This is a genomic window from Streptomyces sp. KMM 9044, assembly GCF_024701375.2.
In the GTDB taxonomy this organism is placed as follows: Bacteria; Actinomycetota; Actinomycetes; order Streptomycetales; family Streptomycetaceae; genus Streptomyces.
In genome coordinates this window covers 262,767-285,508 of record NZ_CP113910.1, presented here as the reverse complement: position 1 = coordinate 285,508, position 22,742 = coordinate 262,767, and the positions used below count along the sequence as shown (strand labels likewise).

At 71.6% G+C, this 22,742-nt stretch carries 22 protein-coding genes and 4 pseudogenes; 16 read left to right on the top strand and 10 right to left on the bottom strand.

The window, feature by feature from the left end:
• Window positions 1-63: 63 nt before the first annotated feature.
• From HUV60_RS01370 to HUV60_RS01355, 4 genes are all read left to right on the top strand, one after another.
• Window positions 64-1,089 (top strand): LacI family DNA-binding transcriptional regulator, encoded by a 1,026-nt coding sequence (locus tag HUV60_RS01370; RefSeq protein ID WP_257852807.1) that lies wholly within the window; start codon window positions 64-66, stop codon window positions 1,087-1,089.
• A gap of 99 nt (window positions 1,090-1,188) precedes the next feature.
• Window positions 1,189-2,490, top strand: a complete 1,302-nt coding sequence (locus tag HUV60_RS01365; RefSeq protein ID WP_257852810.1) for an alpha/beta hydrolase — start codon at window positions 1,189-1,191, stop codon at window positions 2,488-2,490.
• An 84-nt stretch (window positions 2,491-2,574) separates the two neighbouring features.
• A complete protein-coding gene (locus HUV60_RS01360; protein WP_257852812.1) occupies window positions 2,575-3,318 on the top strand; it encodes a PIG-L deacetylase family protein in 744 nt (247 codons plus the stop codon).
• Between the two features lie 79 nt (window positions 3,319-3,397).
• Entirely contained in the window at window positions 3,398-4,228 is an 831-nt protein-coding gene (locus HUV60_RS01355; protein WP_257852813.1) for a pentapeptide repeat-containing protein, read from the top strand.
• A 313-nt stretch (window positions 4,229-4,541) separates the two neighbouring features.
• Here HUV60_RS01355 and HUV60_RS01350 read toward each other — a convergent pair.
• A pseudogene (locus HUV60_RS01350) lies at window positions 4,542-5,016 on the bottom strand (cytochrome P450); the annotation flags it as partial.
• Window positions 5,017-5,116: 100 nt separating this feature from the next.
• On the opposite strand from HUV60_RS01350, the gene HUV60_RS01345 reads away from it, so the two are divergent.
• Window positions 5,117-5,845, top strand: a complete 729-nt coding sequence (locus tag HUV60_RS01345; protein WP_257852814.1) for a DUF2470 domain-containing protein — start codon at window positions 5,117-5,119, stop codon at window positions 5,843-5,845.
• A gap of 53 nt (window positions 5,846-5,898) precedes the next feature.
• Here HUV60_RS01345 and HUV60_RS01340 read toward each other — a convergent pair whose 3' ends face one another.
• The 3 genes from HUV60_RS01340 to HUV60_RS01330 form a co-directional block, all read right to left on the bottom strand.
• Window positions 5,899-6,960: a hypothetical protein gene (locus tag HUV60_RS01340; RefSeq protein WP_257852815.1), complete on the bottom strand. Its 1,062-nt coding sequence runs from the start codon at window positions 6,958-6,960 to the stop codon at window positions 5,899-5,901.
• Window positions 6,961-7,017: 57 nt separating this feature from the next.
• Window positions 7,018-8,271, bottom strand: a complete 1,254-nt coding sequence (locus tag HUV60_RS01335; protein WP_257852817.1) for an aromatic acid exporter family protein — start codon at window positions 8,269-8,271, stop codon at window positions 7,018-7,020.
• A gap of 147 nt (window positions 8,272-8,418) precedes the next feature.
• Entirely contained in the window at window positions 8,419-8,913 is a 495-nt protein-coding gene (locus HUV60_RS01330) for an FBP domain-containing protein (RefSeq protein ID WP_257852819.1), read from the bottom strand.
• A gap of 221 nt (window positions 8,914-9,134) precedes the next feature.
• On the opposite strand from HUV60_RS01330, the gene HUV60_RS01325 reads away from it, so the two are divergent.
• The 3 genes from HUV60_RS01325 (at window position 9,135) to HUV60_RS01315 (ending at window position 11,393) form a co-directional block, all read left to right on the top strand.
• The gene (locus HUV60_RS01325; RefSeq protein WP_257852820.1) at window positions 9,135-10,424 is read left to right on the top strand and encodes an ROK family protein; all 1,290 of its coding nucleotides are present in this window, start codon (window positions 9,135-9,137) and stop codon (window positions 10,422-10,424) included.
• A gap of 77 nt (window positions 10,425-10,501) precedes the next feature.
• Window positions 10,502-10,771, top strand: coding sequence for a hypothetical protein (locus HUV60_RS01320; protein WP_257852822.1), 270 nt, complete (start codon window positions 10,502-10,504; stop codon window positions 10,769-10,771).
• A 382-nt stretch (window positions 10,772-11,153) separates the two neighbouring features.
• The gene (locus tag HUV60_RS01315) at window positions 11,154-11,393 is read left to right on the top strand and encodes a hypothetical protein (RefSeq protein ID WP_257852823.1); all 240 of its coding nucleotides are present in this window, start codon (window positions 11,154-11,156) and stop codon (window positions 11,391-11,393) included.
• Between the two features lie 34 nt (window positions 11,394-11,427).
• Here HUV60_RS01315 and HUV60_RS01310 read toward each other — a convergent pair whose 3' ends face one another.
• The gene (locus tag HUV60_RS01310) at window positions 11,428-12,147 is read right to left on the bottom strand and encodes a VanZ family protein (RefSeq protein ID WP_257852824.1); all 720 of its coding nucleotides are present in this window, start codon (window positions 12,145-12,147) and stop codon (window positions 11,428-11,430) included.
• 96 nt (window positions 12,148-12,243) lie between these two features.
• On the bottom strand, window positions 12,244-12,906 hold the full coding sequence (locus tag HUV60_RS01305; RefSeq protein ID WP_257852825.1) for a DUF4230 domain-containing protein: 663 nt from the start codon (window positions 12,904-12,906) through the stop codon (window positions 12,244-12,246).
• A 275-nt stretch (window positions 12,907-13,181) separates the two neighbouring features.
• Here HUV60_RS01305 and HUV60_RS01300 point away from each other — a divergent pair.
• Both HUV60_RS01300 and HUV60_RS01295 read left to right on the top strand, forming a co-directional pair.
• Window positions 13,182-13,673: pseudogene (locus HUV60_RS01300) on the top strand (ribose-phosphate diphosphokinase); the annotation flags it as partial.
• Window positions 13,674-13,960: 287 nt separating this feature from the next.
• A pseudogene (locus HUV60_RS01295) lies at window positions 13,961-14,411 on the top strand (phosphoribosyltransferase family protein); the annotation flags it as partial.
• Between the two features lie 28 nt (window positions 14,412-14,439).
• Here the strand turns inward: HUV60_RS01295 and HUV60_RS01290 are convergent.
• Window positions 14,440-14,757 carry an anti-sigma factor antagonist gene (locus HUV60_RS01290; protein ID WP_331461967.1) on the bottom strand — a complete coding sequence of 106 codons (318 nt, stop codon included), beginning with the start codon at window positions 14,755-14,757 and terminating at the stop codon, window positions 14,440-14,442.
• A 494-nt stretch (window positions 14,758-15,251) separates the two neighbouring features.
• Between HUV60_RS01290 and HUV60_RS01285 the strand changes: the two genes are divergently transcribed.
• The 5 genes from HUV60_RS01285 to HUV60_RS01265 are packed head-to-tail and all read left to right on the top strand — an operon-like array spanning window position 15,252 to window position 19,713.
• On the top strand, window positions 15,252-17,099 hold the full coding sequence (locus tag HUV60_RS01285; RefSeq protein WP_257852829.1) for an ATP-binding protein: 1,848 nt from the start codon (window positions 15,252-15,254) through the stop codon (window positions 17,097-17,099).
• The gene (locus tag HUV60_RS01280; RefSeq protein ID WP_257852831.1) at window positions 17,096-17,506 is read left to right on the top strand and encodes a roadblock/LC7 domain-containing protein; all 411 of its coding nucleotides are present in this window, start codon (window positions 17,096-17,098) and stop codon (window positions 17,504-17,506) included. Before HUV60_RS01285 ends, HUV60_RS01280 begins: the two co-directional genes overlap by 4 nt.
• Window positions 17,503-17,874 carry a DUF742 domain-containing protein gene (locus tag HUV60_RS01275; RefSeq protein ID WP_257852832.1) on the top strand — a complete coding sequence of 124 codons (372 nt, stop codon included), beginning with the start codon at window positions 17,503-17,505 and terminating at the stop codon, window positions 17,872-17,874. The genes HUV60_RS01280 and HUV60_RS01275 overlap by 4 nt, the downstream gene beginning before the upstream one ends.
• Window positions 17,855-18,460: a GTP-binding protein gene (locus tag HUV60_RS01270; protein ID WP_257852833.1), complete on the top strand. Its 606-nt coding sequence runs from the start codon at window positions 17,855-17,857 to the stop codon at window positions 18,458-18,460. Before HUV60_RS01275 ends, HUV60_RS01270 begins: the two co-directional genes overlap by 20 nt.
• Window positions 18,457-19,713 carry a cytochrome P450 gene (locus HUV60_RS01265; protein ID WP_257852834.1) on the top strand — a complete coding sequence of 419 codons (1,257 nt, stop codon included), beginning with the start codon at window positions 18,457-18,459 and terminating at the stop codon, window positions 19,711-19,713. The genes HUV60_RS01270 and HUV60_RS01265 overlap by 4 nt, the downstream gene beginning before the upstream one ends.
• Before the next feature lie 62 nt (window positions 19,714-19,775).
• On the opposite strand, the gene HUV60_RS01260 is transcribed toward HUV60_RS01265, so the two are convergent.
• Window positions 19,776-20,807, bottom strand: a complete 1,032-nt coding sequence (locus HUV60_RS01260; RefSeq protein WP_257852835.1) for a 7-epi-alpha-eudesmol synthase — start codon at window positions 20,805-20,807, stop codon at window positions 19,776-19,778.
• Between the two features lie 326 nt (window positions 20,808-21,133).
• Here HUV60_RS01260 and HUV60_RS01255 point away from each other — a divergent pair, with 326 nt between their 5' ends.
• The gene (locus HUV60_RS01255) at window positions 21,134-21,526 is read left to right on the top strand and encodes a VOC family protein (RefSeq protein ID WP_257852836.1); all 393 of its coding nucleotides are present in this window, start codon (window positions 21,134-21,136) and stop codon (window positions 21,524-21,526) included.
• Between the two features lie 70 nt (window positions 21,527-21,596).
• On the opposite strand, the gene HUV60_RS01250 is transcribed toward HUV60_RS01255, so the two are convergent.
• Both HUV60_RS01250 and HUV60_RS01245 read right to left on the bottom strand, forming a co-directional pair.
• Window positions 21,597-21,890: a DUF4235 domain-containing protein gene (locus tag HUV60_RS01250; RefSeq protein WP_257853188.1), complete on the bottom strand. Its 294-nt coding sequence runs from the start codon at window positions 21,888-21,890 to the stop codon at window positions 21,597-21,599.
• 261 nt (window positions 21,891-22,151) lie between these two features.
• A pseudogene (locus HUV60_RS01245) lies at window positions 22,152-22,588 on the bottom strand (nitroreductase family deazaflavin-dependent oxidoreductase).
• Window positions 22,589-22,742 lie beyond the last annotated feature (154 nt).

Sequence of the window (22,742 nt, the reverse complement as noted above, 5' to 3'; positions counted from 1 at the left end):
AATGTGAACGACCACCGGCCGCCCCTCACCCGTCACCCTCGTCTCCTCGGAGGTCCCTGCCCGATGGCCCAGTCGGTGGGTATCAAGGACGTCGCCCGCGTCGCCGGAGTCTCCGTCGGCACGGTCTCCAATGTGATCAACCGCCCGGACACGGTCGCCGCCGAGACCCGGGCCAGGGTGCTGTCCGCCATTGACCGGCTCGGCTACGTCCGCAGCGAGTCCGCACGACAACTGCGCGCGGGCCGCAGCCGGATCATGGGCCTGCTCGTCCTCGACATGGGCAACCCCTTCTTCGTCGACGTGGCGCGCGGCGCCGAACGCGCCGCACGAGCGGCCGGCCTCGGCGTGATGGTCTGCAACAGCGCACAGAACGCGAGCGAGGAGGCCGTGTACCTCTCCCTCTTCGCCGAGCAGCGGGTGCGGGGCGTGCTGCTCACCCCGGCCGACGCCACCGGCCGCAACATCGAGGCCTTCCGCCGGCACGGCATCCCCTTCGTCCTGGTCGACCGGGTCGCCGAGGGAACCACCGAGTGCTCGGTCTCCGTGGACGACGTCGCCGGCGGCGCACTGGCCGTGCGGCACCTCGTCGACGCGGGCCACCGGTCCATCGCCTACGTCAGCGGGCCGCCCGGCCTGAACCAGGTCAGGGACCGACGCACCGGCGCGCTGAACGCCCTCGCCGAGGCCGGACTCGGCCCACAGGCACTGCGTGAACTGCCCACCGAGCGGCTCGACGTCGCCGCCGGACGGGACGCGGGCGCGCGACTGCTCGGGCTCGCCGACCGCCCCACCGCGGTCTTCTGCGCCAACGACCTGCTCGCCCTCGGCGTGCTCCAGGCGATGTACGCGGCTGGGGTCGGCGTCCCGGACGATCTGGCGATCGTGGGCTACGACGACATCGAGTTCGCCGCCGCCGCGGCCGTCCCCCTCACCTCCGTACGCCAGCCCGCCGTCACCATGGGCGCACTGGCGGCGGAACTGCTGATCGAGGAGACGAAGACCGGGACCGCGGCCACGCCCCACGAACACCGCAGGGTCGTGCTGCGCCCGGAACTCGTCGTCCGGCGTTCCAGCCTGTCGGCGCGCTGACCAGCGGGTCCTGTACACATGCCGTGATCCCGGGTCCGACAGCCGGACCACCATGTGCTGAAATGGGTCGCGGTCCGTCCGTCCGTTCCGGGAGCCCCGTTGACCGTCAGCTACCGCCAGCCCGGCGTCGTCCTCACCGACCGCCGTTTCACCGTCCCCCTCGACCACGACGTGCCCTCGGGGGAGACGATAGAGCTGTACGCACGGGAGGCCGTCGCCGGTGACCGGGCGGGCCAGGACCTGCCGTGGCTGCTGTACCTCCAGGGCGGCCCCGGATTCGGGGCGAACCGATTCGTCGGGAAGCCGTCCTGGCTCGGAAGGGCCCTGAAGGAGTACCGTGTCCTGCTGCTCGACCAGCGCGGCACCGGCAGCTCCACCCCCGCCAACCGGCAGACGCTCCCGCTGCGCGGCGGCCCCGCCGAGCAGGCCGACTACCTCGCCCGCTTCCGCGCCGACTCGATCGTCCGCGACTGCGAGGCGATCCGCCCGCAGGTCACCGGCGGCGCCCCCTGGACCGTCCTCGGCCAGAGCTTCGGCGGATTCTGCGCCGTCGCCTACCTCTCCACGGCACCTGAGGGCCTCGAGACCGCCGTGATCACCGGTGGCCTGCCCTCCCTGGACGCCCACGCCGACGACGTCTACCGGGCCGCCTACCCGCGCATCGAGCGCAAGGTCGCCGCCCACTACGCCCGTTATCCGCAGGACGTCGAACGCGCCCGTCGCATCGCCGGGCACCTCCTCGACCACGAGGTCGTCCTCCCGAACGGCTACCGGCTCACCGTCGAGGCGTTCCAGTCCCTGGGCCGCATGCTGGGCGGCGGCGACGGCAGCCACCAGCTGCACCACCTCCTGGAGGACGCCTTCGTCCCCACCCCGGCGGGCCCGGCGCTCTCCGACGCGTTCCAGGAGCAGGCGCAGGGTCTGCTCTCGTACGCGGGCCACCCCCTGTACGCACTCATCCACGAGCCGGCCTACGGCCAGGACGACCGGCCCACCGCCTGGTCGGCCGAACGGGTCCGGGCCGAGTTCCCGCGGTTCGACGCGCAGAAGGCCCTCGCGGGCAACGGACCGCTGCTGTTCACCGGGGAGTCCGTGCACCCCTGGATGTTCCACTGCGACCCCGCCCTGCGCCCGCTGCGCGAGACCGCCGAACTGCTCGCCGCCCGTACCGGCTGGGCCCCCCTGTACGACCCGGCCCGCCTCGCCGCCAACGAGATCCCGGCCGTGGCGGCCGTCTACCACGACGACATGTACGTCGACACGGCCCATTCGCTGCGCACCGCGCGGGCGATCCGCGGCCTGCGCACCTGGGTCACCGACGAGTTCGAGCACGACGGCATACGCGCGGGCGGTCCCCGCGTCCTGGACCGACTGCTGGGGATGGCTCGCGACGAGGTCTGAGCCCGCACGCCCCGCACGTTCCGCGCATCGGGTGCGCCGTGTGCGTCCCGGAGCGTTGTCGTTGGTGGGAGCTAGTCTGCGGGCATGACCGAGGTGACACCCACTCGACTCCCTCCCCTGCCCGACGACTGGCAGCGCGCGCTGGCCGTGGCCGCCCATCCCGACGACCTGGAGTACGGCTGCTCCGCGGCGATCGCGTCCTGGACCGACGCAGGCCGCGAGGTCGCCTATGTGCTGGCGACCCGCGGTGAGGCGGGCATCGACACCCTGGCGCCCGCCGAGTGCGGCCCGCTCCGGGAGAGGGAGCAACGGGCGAGCGCGGCCGTGGTCGGCGTGGCCACGGTGGAGTTCCTGGACCACCGGGACGGCGTCATCGAGTACGGCACCGCCCTGCGCCGGGACATCGCCGCCGCCGTCCGCCGCCACCGTCCCGAGCTGGTGATCACCCTGAACCACCGGGACACCTGGGACGGCACCTTCTGGAACACCCCGGACCACGTGGCTGTCGGACGCGCGGTGCTCGACGCGGCCGGCGACGCCGGCAACCGGTGGATCTTCCCGGAACTGACAGAGCAGGGCCTCGAACCCTGGAACGGGGTGCGCTGGGTCGCGGTGGCGGGTTCCGGCACTCCCACCCACGCCGTCGACGCGACGGACGGTCTGGACAGGGCGGTGCTCTCCCTGCTGGAACACCGCACCTACATCGGGGCGCTGACCGACCAGGACCCCGAGGAGTACGTGCGCGGTTTCCTGACGGAGAACGCCCGGGAGACGGGCAGGCGGTTCGGCGACCGGCCCGCGGTCGCCTTCGAGGTGTTCCCCCAGTGACGACGGCGGTACGGCCCGGCGGGAAGAGCCCCTCCCGACCCGGGGCGGGCGCCCGCCCCGGGTCCGTATCCTGAACCGCATGTCGAAACCGAAGACCGGCCTGCCCGAACTGCGTGGTGACTGCGCACAGTGTTTCGGACTGTGCTGCGTCGCTCTGCCGTTCACCGCCTCCGCCGCCTTCGCGGTGGACAAGCAGGCCGGCCGTCCCTGCCGAAACCTGCGCGAGGACCACCGCTGCGGCATCCACGCGCGGCTGCGGCAGGAGGGGTTCAGCGGCTGCACGGTGTACGACTGCTTCGGTGCCGGGCAGAAGGTCTCGCAGGTCACCTTCGGCGGAGAGGGCTGGCGCACCGGTCCACCGGAGCGGGCCCGCCGCATGCTCGATGTCTTCCCGGTCGTCCGGCAGCTGCACGAGCTGCTGTGGTACCTGACCGAGGCGCTCACCCTGCCCGCGGCCCGCCCCGTGCACGCGGACCTGCATCGTGCGCTGGAGACGACGGAGCGGCTCACCCGGGGGACTCCGCAGGAGCTGGCGGAGCTGGACGTGGGTGCGCACCGGCAGGACGTCAACGTGCTGCTGCTGAAGGCCAGCGAACTGGCCCGGTCCGGGGTACGCGGGCGCCGCAAGCACCGCCGGGGCGCCGATCTGATGGGCGCCCGCCTCAAGGGGGCCGACCTGCGCGGAGTGAGTCTGCGCGGCGCCTACCTCATCGCCGCCGACCTCACCGGCGCCGATCTGCGGGGCGCGGACCTGATCGGCGCCGACCTGCGCGACACCGACCTCACGGACGCCGATCTCACCGGGGCGTTCTTCCTCACGCAGCCACAGCTGAACGCGGCCCGGGGAAGCGTCGGCACCACGCTGCCGGGATCGGTCACCCGCCCCGCGCACTGGACGGCGGGAGCCTGACACCGCGCCGGCGGGTACGGGCGACGCCGGGTGCGTCGGCCGCCCCCGCCGCCGGGCCGGGACACCCCATCCGCCCCTGGACACCGCCGAACAGGAGGCTCGCCGTCGTCGGCCGGGCCACATCCCACGGGTGCTGAAGGGGGTGGCGCGGGCCGCCGACGGAGAGCTTGAGCCAAACGAGAGCCGGTCGCGCGTCGGGCGAGCTCCGTTGACAACCGCCTCGCCCACAGGCCACTGCCTGTGCGGGACCCTCGAATGTCCAGCCGGGCGGCCCGCCACGGCCGACCTGCGACAGCCCTTGATCCGCCGTGGGTCAGACCGGCGTCGGCCCCGTCCGCCGCTCCGGGCGGAGCCGCAGCCCCTCCGGCATCAGGGTGAGACGTTCGGTCACCCGCAGCCGGTAGGCCGGATCGGGCCGCAGCTCGTAGCGACGCAGCAGGAGCCCGAGCACCAGCGTCGCCTCGTGCAGCGCGAACTGCCCGGCCGATGCAGGCCCGCGCCCCGGTGCCGAACGGCTTGAAGGTGTGCGGGGGACGGGACCGTACGGCCGGTGCGTCGAAACGATCCGGGTCGGACCGCTCGGCGTCCGGGCCCCGCACCACGGGGTCCCGGTCCAGCATCTGCGTCAGCACGATCGTCCACGCTCCCTGCCGCATCGGACGCTCCCCTGCCAGCACCGTGTCCGCGCGGGCCTCCCGGGCGAAGGCGGGCGCGGTCGGCCACAGCCGCAGCGACTCGTCGAGCACCCGGCGTACCTACCGCAGCCTGGCCACCTGCTCGTAGTCCGGCTCGCGTCCTGAAAGAGGGCGCGGAGGTCACGTGATCCGCTTGGCGTACACCTCGATCTTCGCTAGGTTAGGCGAGGCTTACCTAATGGGAGGTTCGAGGATGGGTGACGACACGCACGGCTGGACGGCCGAACCCGGCGCGGCGGAGCGGGCCCGCTCCGTGCTCGCCGCCGCATGGTCCTGCGCGGTGACCGCGGAGGGCTCGCGCGAGGAGTTCGTCGGCGCGCACAGCGTGGCCGGCGACGGCCGCATCCTGCTGCACGTGCCCGAGGACAGCGCGCTGCTCACCGCCGCGATCTGCGCCCCCCGCGGGGAGCCGTCCGCCGTACTGGAGTTCGCCGACGTCGCGCCCGTCCCGGTGCGCAAGAGGGTCCGTGCCCGGCTGTGGCTCGCCGGCTGGTTCGCCGTCGAGGACGGCCATCTCGCCTTTTCCCCCACCCGGGTGGTACTGCGGCGGGAGTCCGGAGCCGTCGTCGTCGATCCGGGTGAGTTCGCCGCGGCGCGACCCGATCCGCTCGCCACCGCCGAGGCCGGGCTGCTGACCCACCTCGCCGACTGCCACGGCGGCGCGGTCGAGAGGCTGACCCGCCTGGTCGACCCGGACAGCCTGCACGGCGTGGTCCGCGTCCAGCCGCTCGCCGTCGACCGCCATGGACTCACGCTGCGCATCGAACGCGTCCGCGCGGGCGGCGACGTACGGCTTCCGTTCCATCGGCCCGCCGACGACCTCGGCCAGCTCACCGAACGCATGCACGTCCTCCTCTCCCAAGCGAGCGCCGTCACCTGCCCCCGCCCGCCGCAACGGCAGCGCGCCGACGGCGACGGCTGAACGGCCGCCGCACCACACGGCCGCCGCCCACTCCTGCCCTTGACGCCCTTCGGCTACCAGTCACCGTCCTCCACCGGCTTGCCCGGCGCGTCCCCGAGCTGCTTCACCTGGTGCGGCGACGGGGGCTGCCAGGGCTCGTGGTCGTCCCCGAGCCAGTCGCCGACCGGCTTGACCGACTGGAGCGGGTCGGCCGGCTCGAGGTCCTGCGCTTCCTGGTCGTAGTAGTCGAACCAGGGCAGGCCCGCCCGGGTGTAGGCGGCCCGGTCCACCGGGGAGGGCGGCGGGGCCCCGCCCGTGATGCGCCGCCACTCGGGGGGCGTCACCAGGTGGACGAACAACCGCCCCGAGGGCTGCTCGGCCCAGTCCGTCAGCGGCCGTTCGTCCTGGTAGATCTCCTGGCGCATGGAGCCGCCGACACCGAGACCCATCGCCGCGACGGGCCGGGGCGTGCCGCTGAACGCCGTGGGGGTCCCGCTCGGGGCGGGCGCCGCCGCGGCGCGCGCGAGACCGTACCCTCCGGTACGGGCCGGCGGCCGGGCCGCCAGCTCCGCCCGCCGCCGCTCCAGCCGCTCCTGCTCCGCCCGGCGCCACCGTGCCAGCGCGCCCTCGTTCAGCGCGAAGGACTGCAGCTGGACGCCGCCCCACACCTCCTCGCCCGTGACCTGGCCCTCCACTGTCGCGCCCAGGCCCAGCGGCACGGCCACGAACTGGCGGACCGTGCCCTTGCCGGAGTTGATGCCGTCCAGCCAGCGCTGCCGGGGCGGCACGACGTAGTTCTGTGGCGAGCGGGCCAGGCGGTCGCTCCACGGGCGGCCCGAGACCGCGCAGACCTTGCCGACGCCCACCTGCAGCGCGGCCGGCTCACTCGTCCCCGCGAAGCTCAGCCACATCGCCTCGCGCAGACACACCGGCAGCATCACGCCGCCGCGCGCCCGCCAGGCCTCGGGCACCGAGTCCGCGTAGTCCGCGACCCGCCGCACCGGGAACTCGCCCAGGCCCGGCGGCAGGGCGTGCGTCCCCGTCCCGGGCAGCCGCAGCGTGCGGACGAACCGCACCGCCGCCCCGCCCGGCAGCCGCAAGGCGTTCCCGTCGATCCGCACGCTGGTGTCGGTCATCCTCGCGCCCCTTCGTGTGCTCGTGCCGGCGGCGTACCCGCCCGCCGCCGGCTTCCCTCACTGAGAACGCCCGAAGTGGCTCCGACGGTTCCGGCGTGGCAGGCCGGGAACGCGCAGCCGGTCCCGTGCCCGGGTGATCCGGGGCAGGCGCTCCCGCTGCTCACGCGTGTGCCGGTCCAGCTCCTCCAACAGCCGTTTCGAACGGTGCTCGGTGTCCATCTCGTCCAGGATGCGGTCCGCCTCGGCCAGCAGAGCGCCGTACAGCTGCCACTGCCGGGCGTCCGCGCGCACGTCCTCCAGCAGCAGCCGGGCCAGCCGGTCGCGGGTGGTGGCGGCCTGCCTCAGTTCGGCGCTGAGCCGGTCCTCCGCCGACTCCGCGCTCTCACTGACGCTCGACGTGACCAACACCGCGAAGCTGACCACCGCGTCGGAGATCTCGGACAGCAGCTGTTCGACGAGGACGCCCGTCTCCGGCTTGAACAGGGGGCCCGGCTCGCGTTCCTTCGCGAGGTCGGTGAGGGTGCGCGCGAGCACCCGCAGGACGACCGTGCAGATCTCGAGGGTGTCCAGTCCGGTGCGCAGCACGATCCGGTTCAGCAGGCCCTCGCGCACCCGCGGGTTGAGCCGCAGGCTGTCCTCGGCCTGCCGGAGGTCCGCGTCCACCTCGGAGATGTCGTGATCGAGCCGACGGGCCTCGTGCAGCCGGGCCGCCGCTTCGTGGTGGGGGGTGTGCTCGGCGGCCTGCTCACCCAGGCGCAGCATCAGCTGCCGCACCCGCCGGGCCAGCCCTTCGATCGACTCACCGGCCTCCTCCACCCACACCGGCGGGGCCAGGAGCAGGTTGAAGGAGAGCCCGACGACAGCGCCGATCACTGTCTCCAGGATGCGCGCCCACGCCATGTCCCCGACCGACGTCACGCCGAGCACCAGCATCGCGCTGATCGCCACCTCGGGCACGAACTCGTGCACGCGCACGATCCGTCCGACGATCAGCGACGCCAGGATCAGCAGACCCAGACTCCACCAGGTCAGGCCCACCAGAAGACTGAAGAGGATGGCGACGACCACCCCGGCCACCACCGCGTTCACCCGGCGGAAGCCGGTGGTGAGCGTGGAGTACAGCGTGACCTGGACGACGAGCAGTGCCGTCAGCGGCGCCGTGAGCGGGGCGGCCTCCGGACTGAACCGCAGCGCGATGACGTACGCGACCGTCGCCGCGGCCGCCGAGCGGGTCGTCTGCACGGCCACCGGATCCCGGCGCTGCCTGACGAACTCTTTGACCCGTGCCGTCCACTCACGTACCACTCGCATCCTTCGACGCTTCCCTCTCATCGGAAGTGCCGAACGTCTTCGGTGGGCGCCACAGCCGCCCGGGGGAAGGGACGAGGCCGCGGACCCCCCGGAGACGCACCCTGGGGGACGCTCACGGACCTCCGGCACCCCGGCGCCGCCGGGACCTCACACCCTTTCGAGGAAGCCGTACAGATTCCCCAGAGTGCGGGCGATCTGCTCGTCCAGGGTGAGGGACTCCTCGATCCGCATCCCCGACTTCGACACCTTCCTGCCCCGCAGATACAGGGAACAGGCGAGGTCGGTGCACATGTAGGCACCCACTGAGTTGCCCTCGCGCCCGGCGGCGCCCGCCCTCCGCGCGGTCATCAGGGAGACGCCCCCACGCGGGTGGGGCGTCAGGCACAGTGAGCACATGCTGCGATGCAGGAAGCCGCGCCGCGCGGGCTGGAACCGCAGCGCCACCCCGACCAGACGTCCCTGGTCCCCGCGCTCGGTGACCAGGTAACTGCGGTCGGGCGCACCCTGATCCCGCCAGCCGAAGAAGTCCAGATCGTCCCAGGCGAGCTCCCCGAGATCGGGTGGCACGAACAGGCGCTTGGCCTCCCCCTTCGAGCAATTGACGAAGGAACCGCGGATGTCCTGTTCAGTGAGTGATCTCATGGAGGGCTCCGGCGTTCTCCTGGGACGGCTTGCGAAACCAGGAAGACCCGGGTTCCCGTCCCACGGTAAGGATCTGGAAGGTGCCCGAGCCAACCATTTTCCCGGGACCGGGCCGACACTCCTTTAGTTCACCACATTAAATAAGGGTGTCGGAAAGTCGTGCCGAGATGGCTCCCGGCGGTATGTTGCAGGTCGGGCAGGGGTTCGGGAGGAGCAGCCACATGACGGGGCGGAACGGGCGCACGGTACGCGACCTCAGACGGGCCAACCGTACGGCCGTGCTGCAGCGGCTCTACTTCGACGGACCGCTCAGCCGCTTCGAACTCGGCCCGGTGACCGGGCTCAGCTCCGGCTCGGTGAGCAACGTCGTCGCCGACCTGATCGGTGACGGCCTGGTCGAGGAGGCCGGCAGCGTCGACTCCGACGGCGGCCGTCCGCGCACCCTGCTGCGGGTGGCGCCGGTCAGCGGCCACATGGTCGGCGTCGACGTCGGCGAGACCCGGGTCCGCGTCGAACTGTTCGATCTGACCCTCGCCGAACTGGCCCGTGCCGAGCGCCCGCTGGAGCAGCAGCGCTACGAGGTCGACGCCATCGTCGACCACATCCGCGCCGGAATCACCGAGGTGCTCGCCGCCGCCGGTCTCGCCCCCGAGCGGTTGCTCGGTGTCGGCATAGGCGTCCCCGGCACCGTCGAGCACACCCCGGACCGGGGCGCCGTCGTGCACGGGCAGACCATCGGGTGGGACGCCATCGAGCTGGAGTCCCTGCTGCGCGGCGGCTCGCCCCTGCCCGACAGCGTTCCCTACTTCATCGACAACGGCGCCAGGACCCTCGGCCAGGCCGAGATGTGGTTCGGGGCGGGACGCGGCGCGCGCAACGCCCTCGTCGTGCTCTTCGGCTCCGGCGTCGGTGCCTGCCTCGTCACCCCGGAGGCGGAGCACGGCCGTGCGGTCGAGTGGGGGCACCTGACCGTACGGGTCCGCGGGCGGCGCTGCCGCTGCGGTGCACTCGGCTGCCTGGAGGCCTACGCGGGCGCCGAGTCGCTGCTCGCCCGGTGGCAGGAGGAGGGAGGCCCGGCCCCTGGGGGCGCCGACGAGGAGACGGCGCTGGCCGCGATGCTCGCCGCCGCCTACCCCCCCGACGGGAGCGCCGCCGACCCGGTCGCGCTCGGCGTACTGGAGGAGACCGCCGAGTACCTGGGCGCCGGCCTGTCCGACCTGATCAACCTCTTCCAGCCAGAACGCATCCTCATGGGCGGCTGGGCCGGCCTCCAGCTCGGCTCCCGCTTCCTGCCGGCCGTCCGCAAGCACGCCCTGTCGTACGCGCTGCGCCATCCCGCCGAGAACGTGACGATCGAACTGGGCGGCCTCGGCCCCGACGCCGTCACCGTCGGCGCCGCCGTCCTGCCGCTCGCCGACTTCTTCGCCCGCGGCGGACGTCGCCCCGACCCGGACCCGCAGTCCCCGCCCCTTGCCTGGCGCAGGGCCCTGAGGGAACGGACGTCGCGCTGAGGGTTTCGCCAGGTGCCGAGGCGGTACCCGGCGGGGCACGCGTACGGACGTAGGCGCGGGGAAGAAGGGAGTGTGCCGTGACCGACCACCGCCACGAAGGGCCGGGAGAGAACGGCCAGGGCGTCCCCCGGGATCTGCCCGACCAGCAGGCGGGCGAGGGGGAGGACCCATGGGAGGTTGCCCCGGGCGTCGACGAGGACACCGCGAGGGAGGAGTCCGAGGACGACTCCGGTGAGCGTCGGCCCGAGGTACCGGACACCGACGAGGCCGGGACCGGTCGGCGGGGTGCGCCGCACTCGGCCTCCGCCGACCCCGAGCAGCCGGTACCGGACGAGTCCTCCGCATAGCGCGCAAAGGGAAAGCCCCGACCGCGACGGGGGAATCACGGTCGGGGCGGCCTGATGACGGGTACGGAAGGCGGCCGCCTCGCGGCAAAGGCTCCACAGGGCTTCGGCCGAACGATCGTCCCTGTGGGCGGAAGGTGTGGCCCGGGGGCACTGTTCCTTCCGCACCCACGTTCTCTTCAACGGAGACCGGCCCCGGTGTGTTCCGGGTACTCCGCCCCATACTCCGACTTTGCGGTGATGTGTGTCACTCTCCCGGCCTGCTCGCCGACCCCTGCCACCACGCGTTCCCGGGTGCGGACGCACCCGATGATCTGCCGGTCGAACCGCCCCGGCGCCCGTGCGCGGCCCGCGCTTGTCCGGTTTGCGCTCTACGCTCGTATGCATGACCGAAAGCGTGAGCCCGTACATGGCCCATCCGCGGATCATGGTGCTCGGTGTCCAGCCCGGTAAGCCGCCGTTCCGGATCGTGGAGATCGACGGAGAGGTGATCGGCGAGGCCAGGACCATCACCGACGTGCTGCTGGCCGCCGCCGCGTTCGGGATCACCGTCCATGATCTCGACGACCCGGACGTGGTCCGCTGGGTCGGCGGGGACAAGCACACCTGGACCCCGCGCCGGTAGAGGTCCGGATGCCGCGCGGTCGCCGCCGCCCGGGTCACGCCTGCGTCCTGGTCCCTGTCCTGGACTTCGCGTCGGATCCCGTCTCGGTCCGGACCCTGCCCTTTACGAGACTCCGCAGCTTGCTCGGTGCCTTGCCCTTCGGCGCGCTCTTCGGCTTGGTGGCCGGCCTGGTCCTGCTCGTGGTCTTCCTCTTCGGTGCCTTCTCGGCCCTCGGCTTGCGCGCGTGCACGGCCCGGCCGAGCCGGCGGCCCAGCAGGAGATAGCCGGTCAGCGCCCCGCTGGTGTTCAGGATGACATCGTCGATGTCGAAGGCACGGCCGGTGAGCAGCGCGCCCTGCGCGAACTCGACCAACAGCATCACGGTCCCGGTCAGCAGCAGCACCTGTATGAATCCCCGGGTGCGCGGCGCCAGCACCGGCGTGAGGATGCCGAAGGGCACACCCAGCAGGAGGTTTCCGCCGACCTGGCGGAGGGCGTCGCGCAGCGCGGGCTGGTCCAGATAGGCCCGCAGGGAACGGCCGGGATGCAGGTTGGTGTGGATCAGCGCCTCGGAGGCGGGCGAGGGCTGCAGAGTGACCCGGGCCAGCGCCACTGCGAAGACGACCATGAACGCGAAGGCGCAGAGCATCACCAGCAGCCGGACCGGCAGCGGTAGCGGACGGCGCTCGCTCCCGCCGCCGGTGTCGTGTCCGGCCGGAGGGCTGCCCGGCTTCCGGCGCCACCCGAAGCGCGAGCGTGAGGCTGTACGGGTCATTTCGTTCTCCGGTCGTCGACTGCTGTCGTGGAGGGGACAGGCCGGTTGTCCCGTGGTGCCGTCTTCACGCCCGGCCGGTGGGGATGCCTCTGCCGGTCAGTCGCCGTAGGAGACGTTCACCTTCGTGAACCCCAGGGAGCGCAGCAGGCCTTCGAGCATCCCCGTGGTGTTGCTCTCGGCGCGAGTGGTCAGCTCGCTCTCCTTCGCCGCGGCGCCGATGTGCCGCACCGCGAGCTTCTGCACGGCCTGTTCGCTGTTGGGGTTGTCGGAGAAGAGGTCGCCGAGACGGTCGAGCAGCCCGCGTTCCTTGGACACGGCGTAGGAGCGCTCGGGATCGAGCGCGGGAGTACCGAGGCGGGCGTGCGGCAGCCGCAGGGTGGCGGACGTACGGTCCTCATCGACCCGTACGTCGTCCTTGCCGAGTTCGCCGAGGTCGACATAGGCGTCGACAGTGCCCGCGCCCACGTACAGGGTGCGGGTGCCGCGGATCGCGTCGGGCAGGAACCTGGTGTCCTTCTCCAAGTCCACCACGACCTGGAAGTTGCCGGTCGCGGCGTCGTACCGGCTGATGTCCTGGATGGACTCCAGCAGGGCGGGACCGGAGCGGTCGTGGGTCTCCGTACCGAACAGGTCCTTCAGGCCCGGCAGCACGCTCAGCCGGATCCCTGCGAAGAGCACGGCGAGCACCACCACCACCGCGGTGAGTACCTTCGCCCAGCCCGGCATGCGCCCCGGGAGGCGCCTGATGGCAGTCGTCATGGGGACGGCCCTCCTTCCTACTGACCAGATGCCCCTCACTTCACCGAACAGACAAGTGAGTTGAGGTTTGAAGGACACCGTGAGGGCACGCGGGGGCGCACGGTGTGCCGGGAGCGCCCGGAGGCATTGAGAGTCGTCGAAAGGATGGCCGAAGGGGCCACCGTCCGGCGGCCTCGCGGCGGCCGGACGGTGGCGGCCCGAGGGCCCGAGGCCAGTAGCATGAGCCTTCCGGTCGACATGATCATTCGAGGAGCCGACCCGTGTGAGACATCGCCGTGTTCAGCGGCAGCGCCCATCCGGAACTGGCGGCGGAGGTCTGCGCGCATCTCGGCGTTCCGCTCAGCCCCGTCCGGAGCAGCAGGTTCGCCAATGACTGCCTGGAGGTGCAGTTGCTGGCCAACTGCCGCGAGCGCGACGTGTTCCTGGTGCAGCCGCTGGTCAGACCGGTACAGGAACACCTAGTGGAACTGCTCCTGATGTGCGACGCGGCCCGCGGGGCGTCCGCCTCCCGGATCACCGTCGTGATGCCGCACTACTCCTACGCCCGCTCCGACAAGAAGGACGCCCCGCGCATCTCCATGGGCGGACGACTGGTCGCGGACCTGCTGGTGGCAGCCGGAGCGAGCCGTGTCCTGGCGATGACCCTGCATGCGCCACAGGCGCACGGATTCTTCTCGGTGCCCGTGGACCATCTGCACGCACTGCGTGAAATCGCTTTGCACTTCCGGCAGTACGACCTCAGCCGTACCACCGTCGTCTCACCCGACGACTCCGTTGCTCGATTGCGGAGAGGGACGCCGGCCCGTGGACGGGGCGCAGGGAACGGGCCTCGCGAGGAAGCGGTCCGGCCCCGGCCGGCCCCTCTCGGACGCGGTGCGTGACCCTCCCCCGAATTGAGCAGCAGAGTCCCCGACGACTCTGCTGCGCAATTACCCGGCGTGATGACGCCGTGCCGATACGGCCTTCAGAGCGCGTCGCAGATGCAGGCAGGCCGGGCGCGGCCGAGCCCTGAAAGCATGGCACGTGATCGCTCGCCGAATTGAGCAGCAGAGTCCCCGACCTGGGCAAAGCGAAGGAGGCGGCGGCGCTCGCCCGTCTCATCGGAGCGCAGGCCGCGGCCGGGGCGAAGCAGCGGTTCGCCCCGGCCGGGTGCGGATCGGTTCCGTCATCGGTGAGGTCGCCGGGCGGGACGTCATCGTTCTGGACGACGAGATCGCCAAGGGCAGCACGGTGCTCGAACTGCTCGACCGGCTAAGGGAACTGGGCCCTCGCACGATCCGAGTGGCCTGCACCCACCGCCTGTTCGTGGCCGGGGCGCTCAAGCGGCTGAGCGAGCAGCCGACGTACTGGAGATCGTGTGCACCAACACGGTTCCGGTGCCTGCCGAGGAGCGCACGGACAAGCTGAGGGTCCTGTCCATCGCCCCGGCGCTCGCCGAGGCGGTACGGCGCACTCACAACGGTGAGTCCGTCAGCGCCCTGTTCGACGCACCGTCGGCCGAGTAGCACCGGCTGCCCTGCCGCCCGCTGCCCGTCATACCGGGCCCGGCGTGGCCTCGGCCCGGCCCAGGGCCGCCTCCAGGGTCGGTCGCGGAGGCAGCAGCCGGGCCAGGCCGGTGATCCGCAGCACACGCAGTGTCAGCGCGTCCGTACACACCAGGTGCAGCCTGCCGTGCTGTTCCAGGACCCGCTGCCGGGCGCGGTACAGCAGACGAAGACCGGAGGCGTCCAGGAACTCCACCCGGGTCAGGTCGATCACGACGCGGCACTTCGGGGCCGAGGTCGCCGCGTCCAGGTGGGGGACGACCTCCACCTCCGCGACGATGTCGATCTCGCCGCGGAAATCCAGCACCGTGTACCCCCGGTCCTGACGGACGTGGAGAAACCGGGTCGGCGGTGCAGGTTGGTGCCGCACCACGCCATCGCCTCCAGCCTGCTTCGTGCACGGACCGGTCCCCAACGCCAGCCCCCGCACTGCAAGTTAACCTCAGGCGCCGGAATGTGGGCATGCTTGATCGTCATGCGTCTTCGAATCGCGACCGAATTTTCTGGTTCTGGCCGGTCCGGTGCGGCGTGGCACGCTCCTGGGCGGTCGGAATCCGTCTGGGCGGTGAACTACCCATATAAATCAAGCCACTTGTCGGCACCGCATCTTCCCCCCGGCGTGACGGAACCCTCACCTCCGCCATCTTCCGAACTTGATCCTTTTGCGGCCGGAACCGATAAGCTCCTTGTCAGCGCTGCGAGTTGAAGTGATCGCGCCGTGTCGGTCCGCGATACGTACCCATGAGTGCGATCCCCTTGCACATCCCCCCATGTCTGATCGTGTTGCTTCGAAGGATGCAGATGGAACTCGCCCCTCCGCCACCGGCGGCGCGGCCCCCTGTCGCCTGGTACAGCTGGTGGCTGATGCCGCTGGGCCTGGGCAGCGGGACGATCGCCGCCACGTTCGTGAGCTCGGAGCGGATAACGGCCGCAGTCGCCGGCGCCGCCGCCACCGCGACCGGCGCGTTGTGCGTACGGCTGCTGCTCCGCACCCGTACCCGGCTGTCCCGGACCGAGGACGCACTCCGCGCCGCCGGAGTCGAGCAGTCGCAGAAGTCACTGCAATGGCAAAAGCAGGCGGCGAACCGCGAGCGGGACTTCGTCGCGGAGCGCACCGCCCAGGAGGAGCGGTTCGCCGAGCAGAACGCCGCGCACGAACGGCTTCTCGCTGAACGGAGCATGGCCCATGAGAGTCGACTCCATGAACAGGGAAAGGGTTTCGAGGCGCGGCTGACCGAACTGACCGAGCGCCACGACGCCCGGCTGGCCGAGCAGGCGGGGGAACACGAGGCCCGGCTCGCCGAGCAGGCCGGGCGCGTGGAGGAGCGGCTGACGCACCAGCTCGCCGCGGTGGCACATCTCGCCGGCACGCAGCTGCCCGGGGCGATCGAGCGGCTGCGCGCCGGCGACACCATCGACGACCTGCTGCCGAGCGTCCCCCCGTGCGTCGCGGCCGGTGCCGAATTCCAGACAGAACTGCGCAAGATCCTGCGGATCTCCCTGATGGCGCTCGAGGAGGAGTTCGACCGCTCCACCTCCGCCGAACAGGCCGTCATCAGCATCGGCAACCGCATCCACGTGCTGACCAGTAAACTCCGTGGCCGGCTGCACGAGCTGCAGGGGGAGCACGGCCGCATCCCGGCCGTCGCCCGGGCCCTGATGGAACTCGACCAGGAGATCGGCCCCGCCGACTGTCTCGCCGCCAGTGTCGGCGTCCTCGGAGGTTCGGACCGGCCGGGCAGGCAGTGGCAGGAGCCGCAGCGGCTGCTGAGCGTGATGCGCGGCGGTATCGGCCGGATCAAGGACTTCCACCGCGTCCAGCTGCGCCGGCTGCCCGAACTCGGCGTCGACGGCGGCCTGGTGGACCACCTCACGCTGATCTTCGCCCACCTGCTGGACAACGCGGCCCGCTACTCACCGCCCACCGAGCCCGTGGTCGTCTCCGGCAAGGAGGTCCCGAACGGCGTCGGCATCGAGATCCAGGACTCCGGCAAGGGCCTGAGCGGGGAGAAGAAGCGCGAGGCCGAGCACGCACTCGCGGGCACCGCGCCCGGTGCGGGCATCGGCGGCATCACCGAGGACGCGAACATCGGCCTGCGGGTCGTCGGTGTCCTCGTCCGACGCTACGGCATCCGCGTCACCTTCGCCGATTCGCCCTGGCTCGGCACCTCGGTGGTGGTCGTCGTACCGCACAAGTACTTCAGCCCGCTGTCCACGGCCACCGAGGCCCCGGCCGCATCCGCCCCTGCCGTGGACGCTCGTGCCGGGGCGCCCGTCCTGCCGTGGACCGCGGTCGCCGACGACGGGGAGGCCGGTCTCCGGCCGGCCTGCTCCGCCGAGGCACCCGGCTCCGGCACGTTCCCCGAGTCCGCCGGGGCGGTGGACACCACACCCGGCGGACTGCCCCGCCGCCGCAGTGACAGGCGGACCGAGGCCGAGCCGCGGCAGGCCGGGCGGACCGGGCACGGCGACCGGAGCACCGTCACCGCCGCACCACCGGACGCGTCCTTCACCGGACTCGCCGCCTTCGCCACCGCCGGCCGAGACATCGCGGGGCGCGACACGGCGCCCGGGGCGGCCGCCGATGACACCCCCGCAGGACGTGAGCCCACGAAGCACCGCACCGAGGAGAGCGACCACACCCCATGACGCATCAGGGAAACGACGTGAGCTGGGCACTCCGCGATCTCGTCGAGAGTATCCAGGAGATCCGTTTCGCCCTTGTGGCCTCCAGCGACGGCAAGGCCATCACCTCCTTCGGGGCGGAGGACCCCGACGACGTGGACCGCTTCGCGGCCGTGGTCGCCGGCCTGCAGGCACTGGCCCAGCCGGTCGCCGAACAGTTCCCCGTCTACGCGGGGCAACTGCGGTTGGCGATGATCGAGGTGGACGGCGGCCATCTGTTCGTGGTCCGCGCGGGCGTGGAGACCTACCTCGGCGTCCTCGCCCGCGAGGGCCTGGACCAGGGCCTGCTCGGGCACCAGATGAGGGACCTCGCCCGCAGGATGGGCGAGCTGCTCGGCACCACCGTGCGCCTGGAGGAGCACTCTGGATGAGTGCTCCCCGACGGCCGTCGGACCCGTCCGGTCTTGAGCGCTACTACGTCCTCACCGGAGGGCGCAGCGGACCGGGCGGTTCGGCGTCGAGTCTCGACGTGGCGACTCTTGTCGTCTCCCGCTCGGTCCCCGTACCGGGGATGCAGCACGAGCACGAGGAGATCGTCCGGCGCTGCCGTGAACCGCTCTCCGTGGCCGAACTCGGCGCCCACCTCGGGCTGCCGTTCAACATTCTCGCCGTACTGCTGTCGGACCTGCTGGACGGAGGCCGCGTCGAAGTCCGTGACCCCGTTCCGGCCCACGACGCCGGCCGCGGGCCCGACCTCACGCTCCTTGAGGAGGTACTCAGTGGACTTGAAAGGCTTTGACCAAGCCGGCCCCCGAACGGCCGGGGACACCCGCTCGGTGAAGGTGATGATCGCCGGCGGCTTCGGCACCGGGAAGACCACGATGGTCCGGTCGGTCAGCGACATCAAGCCGCTCACCACCGAGGAGACCCTCACCCAGGCCAGCGCCGGCGTCGACCGGCTCGTGGGCGTCGCCGACAAGACGGAGACCACCGTCAGCCTGGACTTCGGCAAGATCGGCATCAACGACAGCCTGGTGCTGTACCTGTTCGGCACGCCCGGCCAGGAACGCTTCTGGTTCCTGTGGAACGGGCTGTTCAAGGGGGCGCTCGGCGCGGTCGTGCTGGTCGACACCCGGCGGCTTGCCTCCAGTTTCCGGGCGATCGAGGAGATGGAACGGCAGAGCGTGCCCTTCGTCATCGCTCTCAACGTCTTCCCCGACTCCAAGGACTATCCGGTGGACGAGATCCGGGACGCCCTGGACATCCCCGGGCACATCCCGGTCGTGGCCTTCGACGCACGCGACCGGTCCGCCAGTCGCGACGTGCTCGTCACCCTCATCCACCATCTGCGGGACCGCTCGGCCGTGGCCGCGGAGTCCCGGTGAGCGACCCGGCCGGGAGGAACGGCCCCGGCGCCACCCGAGGCTGCCCCGTCGCCCACCACGGCGCGGACCTCGCCCGGCTGTACGGGCCGGATCTGGCCGCCGATCCGGTCGGCCTCCACGAGCGGCTGCGCAAGGAACACGGACCGGTCGCGCCGGTGCTCCTGGAAGGCGACGTGCCGGCCTGGCTGGTGCTCGGCTACCGGGACAACCGGCGGGTCCTCGACAACCCCCGCCAGTTCACCCGGGACGCCCGGATCTGGCGCGACCAGCGTGATGGGCGTGTCGCGGACACCTCACCGCTTGTCCCGATGCTCGGCTGGCGCCCCGACTGCGTCTCCCAGGACGGCGAACCGCACCGCAGGCTGCGCGGGGCCGTCACCGACGGGCTCCAGGCCGCCACCGGCCGCGGTATCCGCCGGCACGCCACGCACTTCGCCAACAAGGAGATCGACGCCTTCGCCGACACCGGACGTGCCGACCTGGTGAGCGACTACGCCGACTATCTGCCGATGCTGGTCATCACCCGAGTCCTGGGGCTGCCCGAGGCCGAGGGGCGTGACCTGGTCGAGTCCTGCGCCCAGGTCCTCAAGGGGGGCGAGGACGCCGTCACGCACGACATACGCATCCAGGAGATGCTCGGCGCGCTCGTCGTCCGCAAGCGGTCCGAACCCGGCAGCGACCTCACCACCGCCCTGATGGCCCACCACGCCGGGCTCGACGAGGACGAGGTGGTCAGCCATCTGCGCCTGGTGCTGATCGCCGGGCACACCACCACCAGCAACCTGCTCGCCCGGGTGCTCCAACTGGTCCTCACCGAAACCGCCCGGCTGTCCGGGCTGATCAGCGGTCGGCTGAACATCTCGGCGGTGGTCGAGGAGGTCATGTGGAACAGCCCGCCGCTCGCGGTGCTGCCGGGCCGTTTCGCCACCAGCGACCTGGAGATCGGCGGACACCGGATGCGGGAGGGCGATCTGCTGCTCCTGGGTCTCGCGGCGGGCAACCGGGACCCCGAGATCCGCCCGGACACCGGGGTGTCCGTCCAGGGCAACCAGTCGCACCTGGCGTTCAGCGGGGGACCGCACGAATGCCCCGGCCAGAACATCGGCCGGGCCATCATCGAGATCGCCGTGGACGTGCTGCTGCACCGGCTGCGGGACCTGCGCCTCGCGGTGCCGCCGGACGAGCTGGCCTCCACGGCCTCCACCTGGGAGACCCGGCTGGACCGCCTGCCGGTCGAGTTCAGCGCCGCCTGACACCTGCCGCCGCGACCGGCGTGCCGCCCGGCCCCGCCCCGGGGCCGGGCAGCACGGCCGTCTCACACGGTCAGCAGATCGTCGACCGAGCCGCGGCCAGCCTGCTCGGCCGTGGCCACCGCACCCTCCTTCGACGCCGCGTACCGGCCGCTGGTCAGAGCCCACTCGTAGTTGCCCCCGATCCAGTGCTGGATGACCTGCACACCCTTGTCCGCCCGCTCGCGCTCGTCCGCGTCGAGCCCGAGCTCGTCGCACATACGGGGCACCCGTGCCTCCAACTCCAGGTACTCCTCCAGACAGGCGGTCGTCATGCGGTACGCCTCGGCCGCGGCCTCCTCCCACGAGCAGCCGCGCTCCCGGTGCAGTACCGCGATCAGGTTGTGGCCGTCCCCCCGGCGCCGTTCCCGCTCGAAGGAGTGGATGTCGTTCATGAACCCGATGGTGTCCGCGGCCAGATCACGCATCCGCTCCATCAGGGGGTGGGCCATCACCCGGGCCGGCACCTCGAATCCGCGGCTGCGCTCACCGGCGTCGATGCTGTGGTGAATGCCGACGGTGCGACGCCGGAACAGGGCGTACTCGTCGAGGCCGAGCGTCCCGGTCAGTCCGCGGGCCGCCAGGTCGACCTCCTCACAGTGGGCCACCAGAAACCGGCCCCAGGACGCGGCGAACCGGTTCTGCCAGGTCAGGGACATGCCATGCGAGAGGCGCTCCCAAACCTGTGCCCAGGCCACCGTGACCGGGCAGACCACCCGGGGCGTACTCCCCGCCGGCCGCAGGGGGACGACGACGAGCTCCCGCGCCACGTCGGCTATCACGTCCGCCCGGTCCGGCCGTCCGGTGTCGAACTGGTCGTCGAACAGGAAAGCCAGTGAGAACCAGTTCATCAGGACGACCATGTCCTCGGCCGAGGCGTACGGGTAGGTGCGAGCCGCGGCCTGTGGCAGGTCCCAGGAGCGGTACTCGTCGAAACCGGCCCGGCTGCGCACCAGCCCCATGTCCCACACCCAGCGCAGATGACGCGCCCGCGCGTACTCCAGGTGCTCGCTGACCGGGGTGTTGAAAGGGAGGTCGAACCGGACGTCCTGAGACATGTGCTTCCTTTCGGGAGACGGAACGCGGAATCCCCCGTCCTGCGGGCGAGCCGTCGCGGAGACGGCCCGCACACTCGAACTCTGCTACACAGCAGAAAATTTGAACCGGTAAGCGGAACGAGGTTGCCCAGATCCTAGATGATCTACACCCAATGACCGTCGTGATATTCGTTACCGCACAAGGAACTTGAGGTACATGTCGCATCAAGTGACCCAGGAGTCAGTGGACTTGCCACTGATTGAATCCCCGGAACGGGGAAAGGCGCCCAGTACAGGCCGGGGAGCCGCCCCGACCCGTGGACGACCCCGGACCCTGTGGAGGAGACATGTCGACCGTGCCTGCGGCAGTGGTGGTGCTCGACTGCGCCGAGCCCGAGAAACTCGCCGAGTTCTACCGCGAGTTCCTGGCGGCGGAGGTGGTGCAGGCCAACGCCAACCGGGTCGAGATCCGGGCCGCCGACGGCTTTCGGCTGGCACTGCGCCGGGACGCCACCGCCACCGCGCCGAGCTGGCCGCGCCCCGAGAACTCGCTCCAGGCACACCTGGAGTTCGAGGTCGACGACCTGGACGCCGCGGAACGCCGGATCGTGGGCCTTGGAGGCCGCCCGGTGGAGACGAAGGACGCCACGGGCCCCCTGGAGGAACGCGGCTACTCCGATCCGTCCGGGCACTCCTTCATCCTGCGCTGCGAGGTGCCGGTGGCGCCGAAACTGGGCTGATCCACGCCGTACGAGGCCCCCGGCCCCCTGGGGGCCGGGGGCCTCGTACGGCGGGACGGGCCGGGGGTGGTCAGGCGTTGCCCTTGTCGCCGGCGGGCCAGGAGCCCGTCGAGCGTTCGACGGCCTTGGCGCCCGCCCGGTTCACCGCACTGCGCACCACCGAGAAGATGGCGCCCTGGATCGCGGCGGCCAGCAGGATCTCGCCCCAGCGCCGGTCCCGGTCCAGTGCGTCGGGCGCGTCGTCCTCGTGCCGGATCAGCTTCCACGTCTTCTGGAACGCCATCCCCGCCACGGCGCCACTCGTCCAGCCCAACGCGAACCCGATGGGCTTGTAGGCCAGGGGCAGCTTCTTCTTGCTCTTCATCTTCGCCACGTGGATCTCCCAGTCGGTGTCGGCGTTCGGAAAGTCCCTGCGACCCACGTTCCCCGTTTTCCGCCCCCGGCACGGCCCGACCGGGCCCGATCGGGGCACCCCCACGAGAAGGGCGGCAGGGGCGGGCCCCGCCGCGACGGGGGAACGCGGCGGGGCCTGAACCGCGGGTGCCCGCCGTCCGGTGCCTCATGCACAGCGAACCGGGAGAATGCCGTCCGGGCCGCTCCCTGCGGCCTTCCCGGACGAAAGACCCTAGTCGCGCGCCCCCAGCACGAAGACCGGGATCACCGGGTCCGTCTTCTCCTGGTAATCGGCGTACGGGAGAAAGACGGAGACGGCCCGCTCCCACCACTGCGCCTTCTCCTCCCCGGTCACCTCACGGGCTGTCGTGTCCCTCAGGACCTGCTCGTCGCGCAGTTCCACCTGTGGATCGGCCTTGAGATGGTGGTACCAGACAGGGTGCCGGGGTGCTCCGCCCAGCGAGGCCACCACCGCGTAGCGTCCCTCGTGCTCGACGCGCGTCACCGGGGTCTTCCGCAGTTTGCCGCTCTTGGCCCCCGTGTGGTCAGCAGTACCACCGGCCTGCCCTGCAGGGTTGTCCCCTCGGTGCCGCCGGAGCTCTCGTACAGCTCCACCTGGTCGTGCCCCCACTGCGTAGGGCTGGGCTCGTACTCGCCCTGAAGGGGCATGCCATCCGTCCCGTCGTCGCGGCCCGTGGCCGGACCGGTCTTCGGGACGGCCGTCGGACCAAGCAGACCAACTCTTTCCGTATCAGTGTCGGCCGGACCGCACATGACCTCCGACGTCATGGCGTCATCGGCGTGTCCACGGCAGAGTCATGAC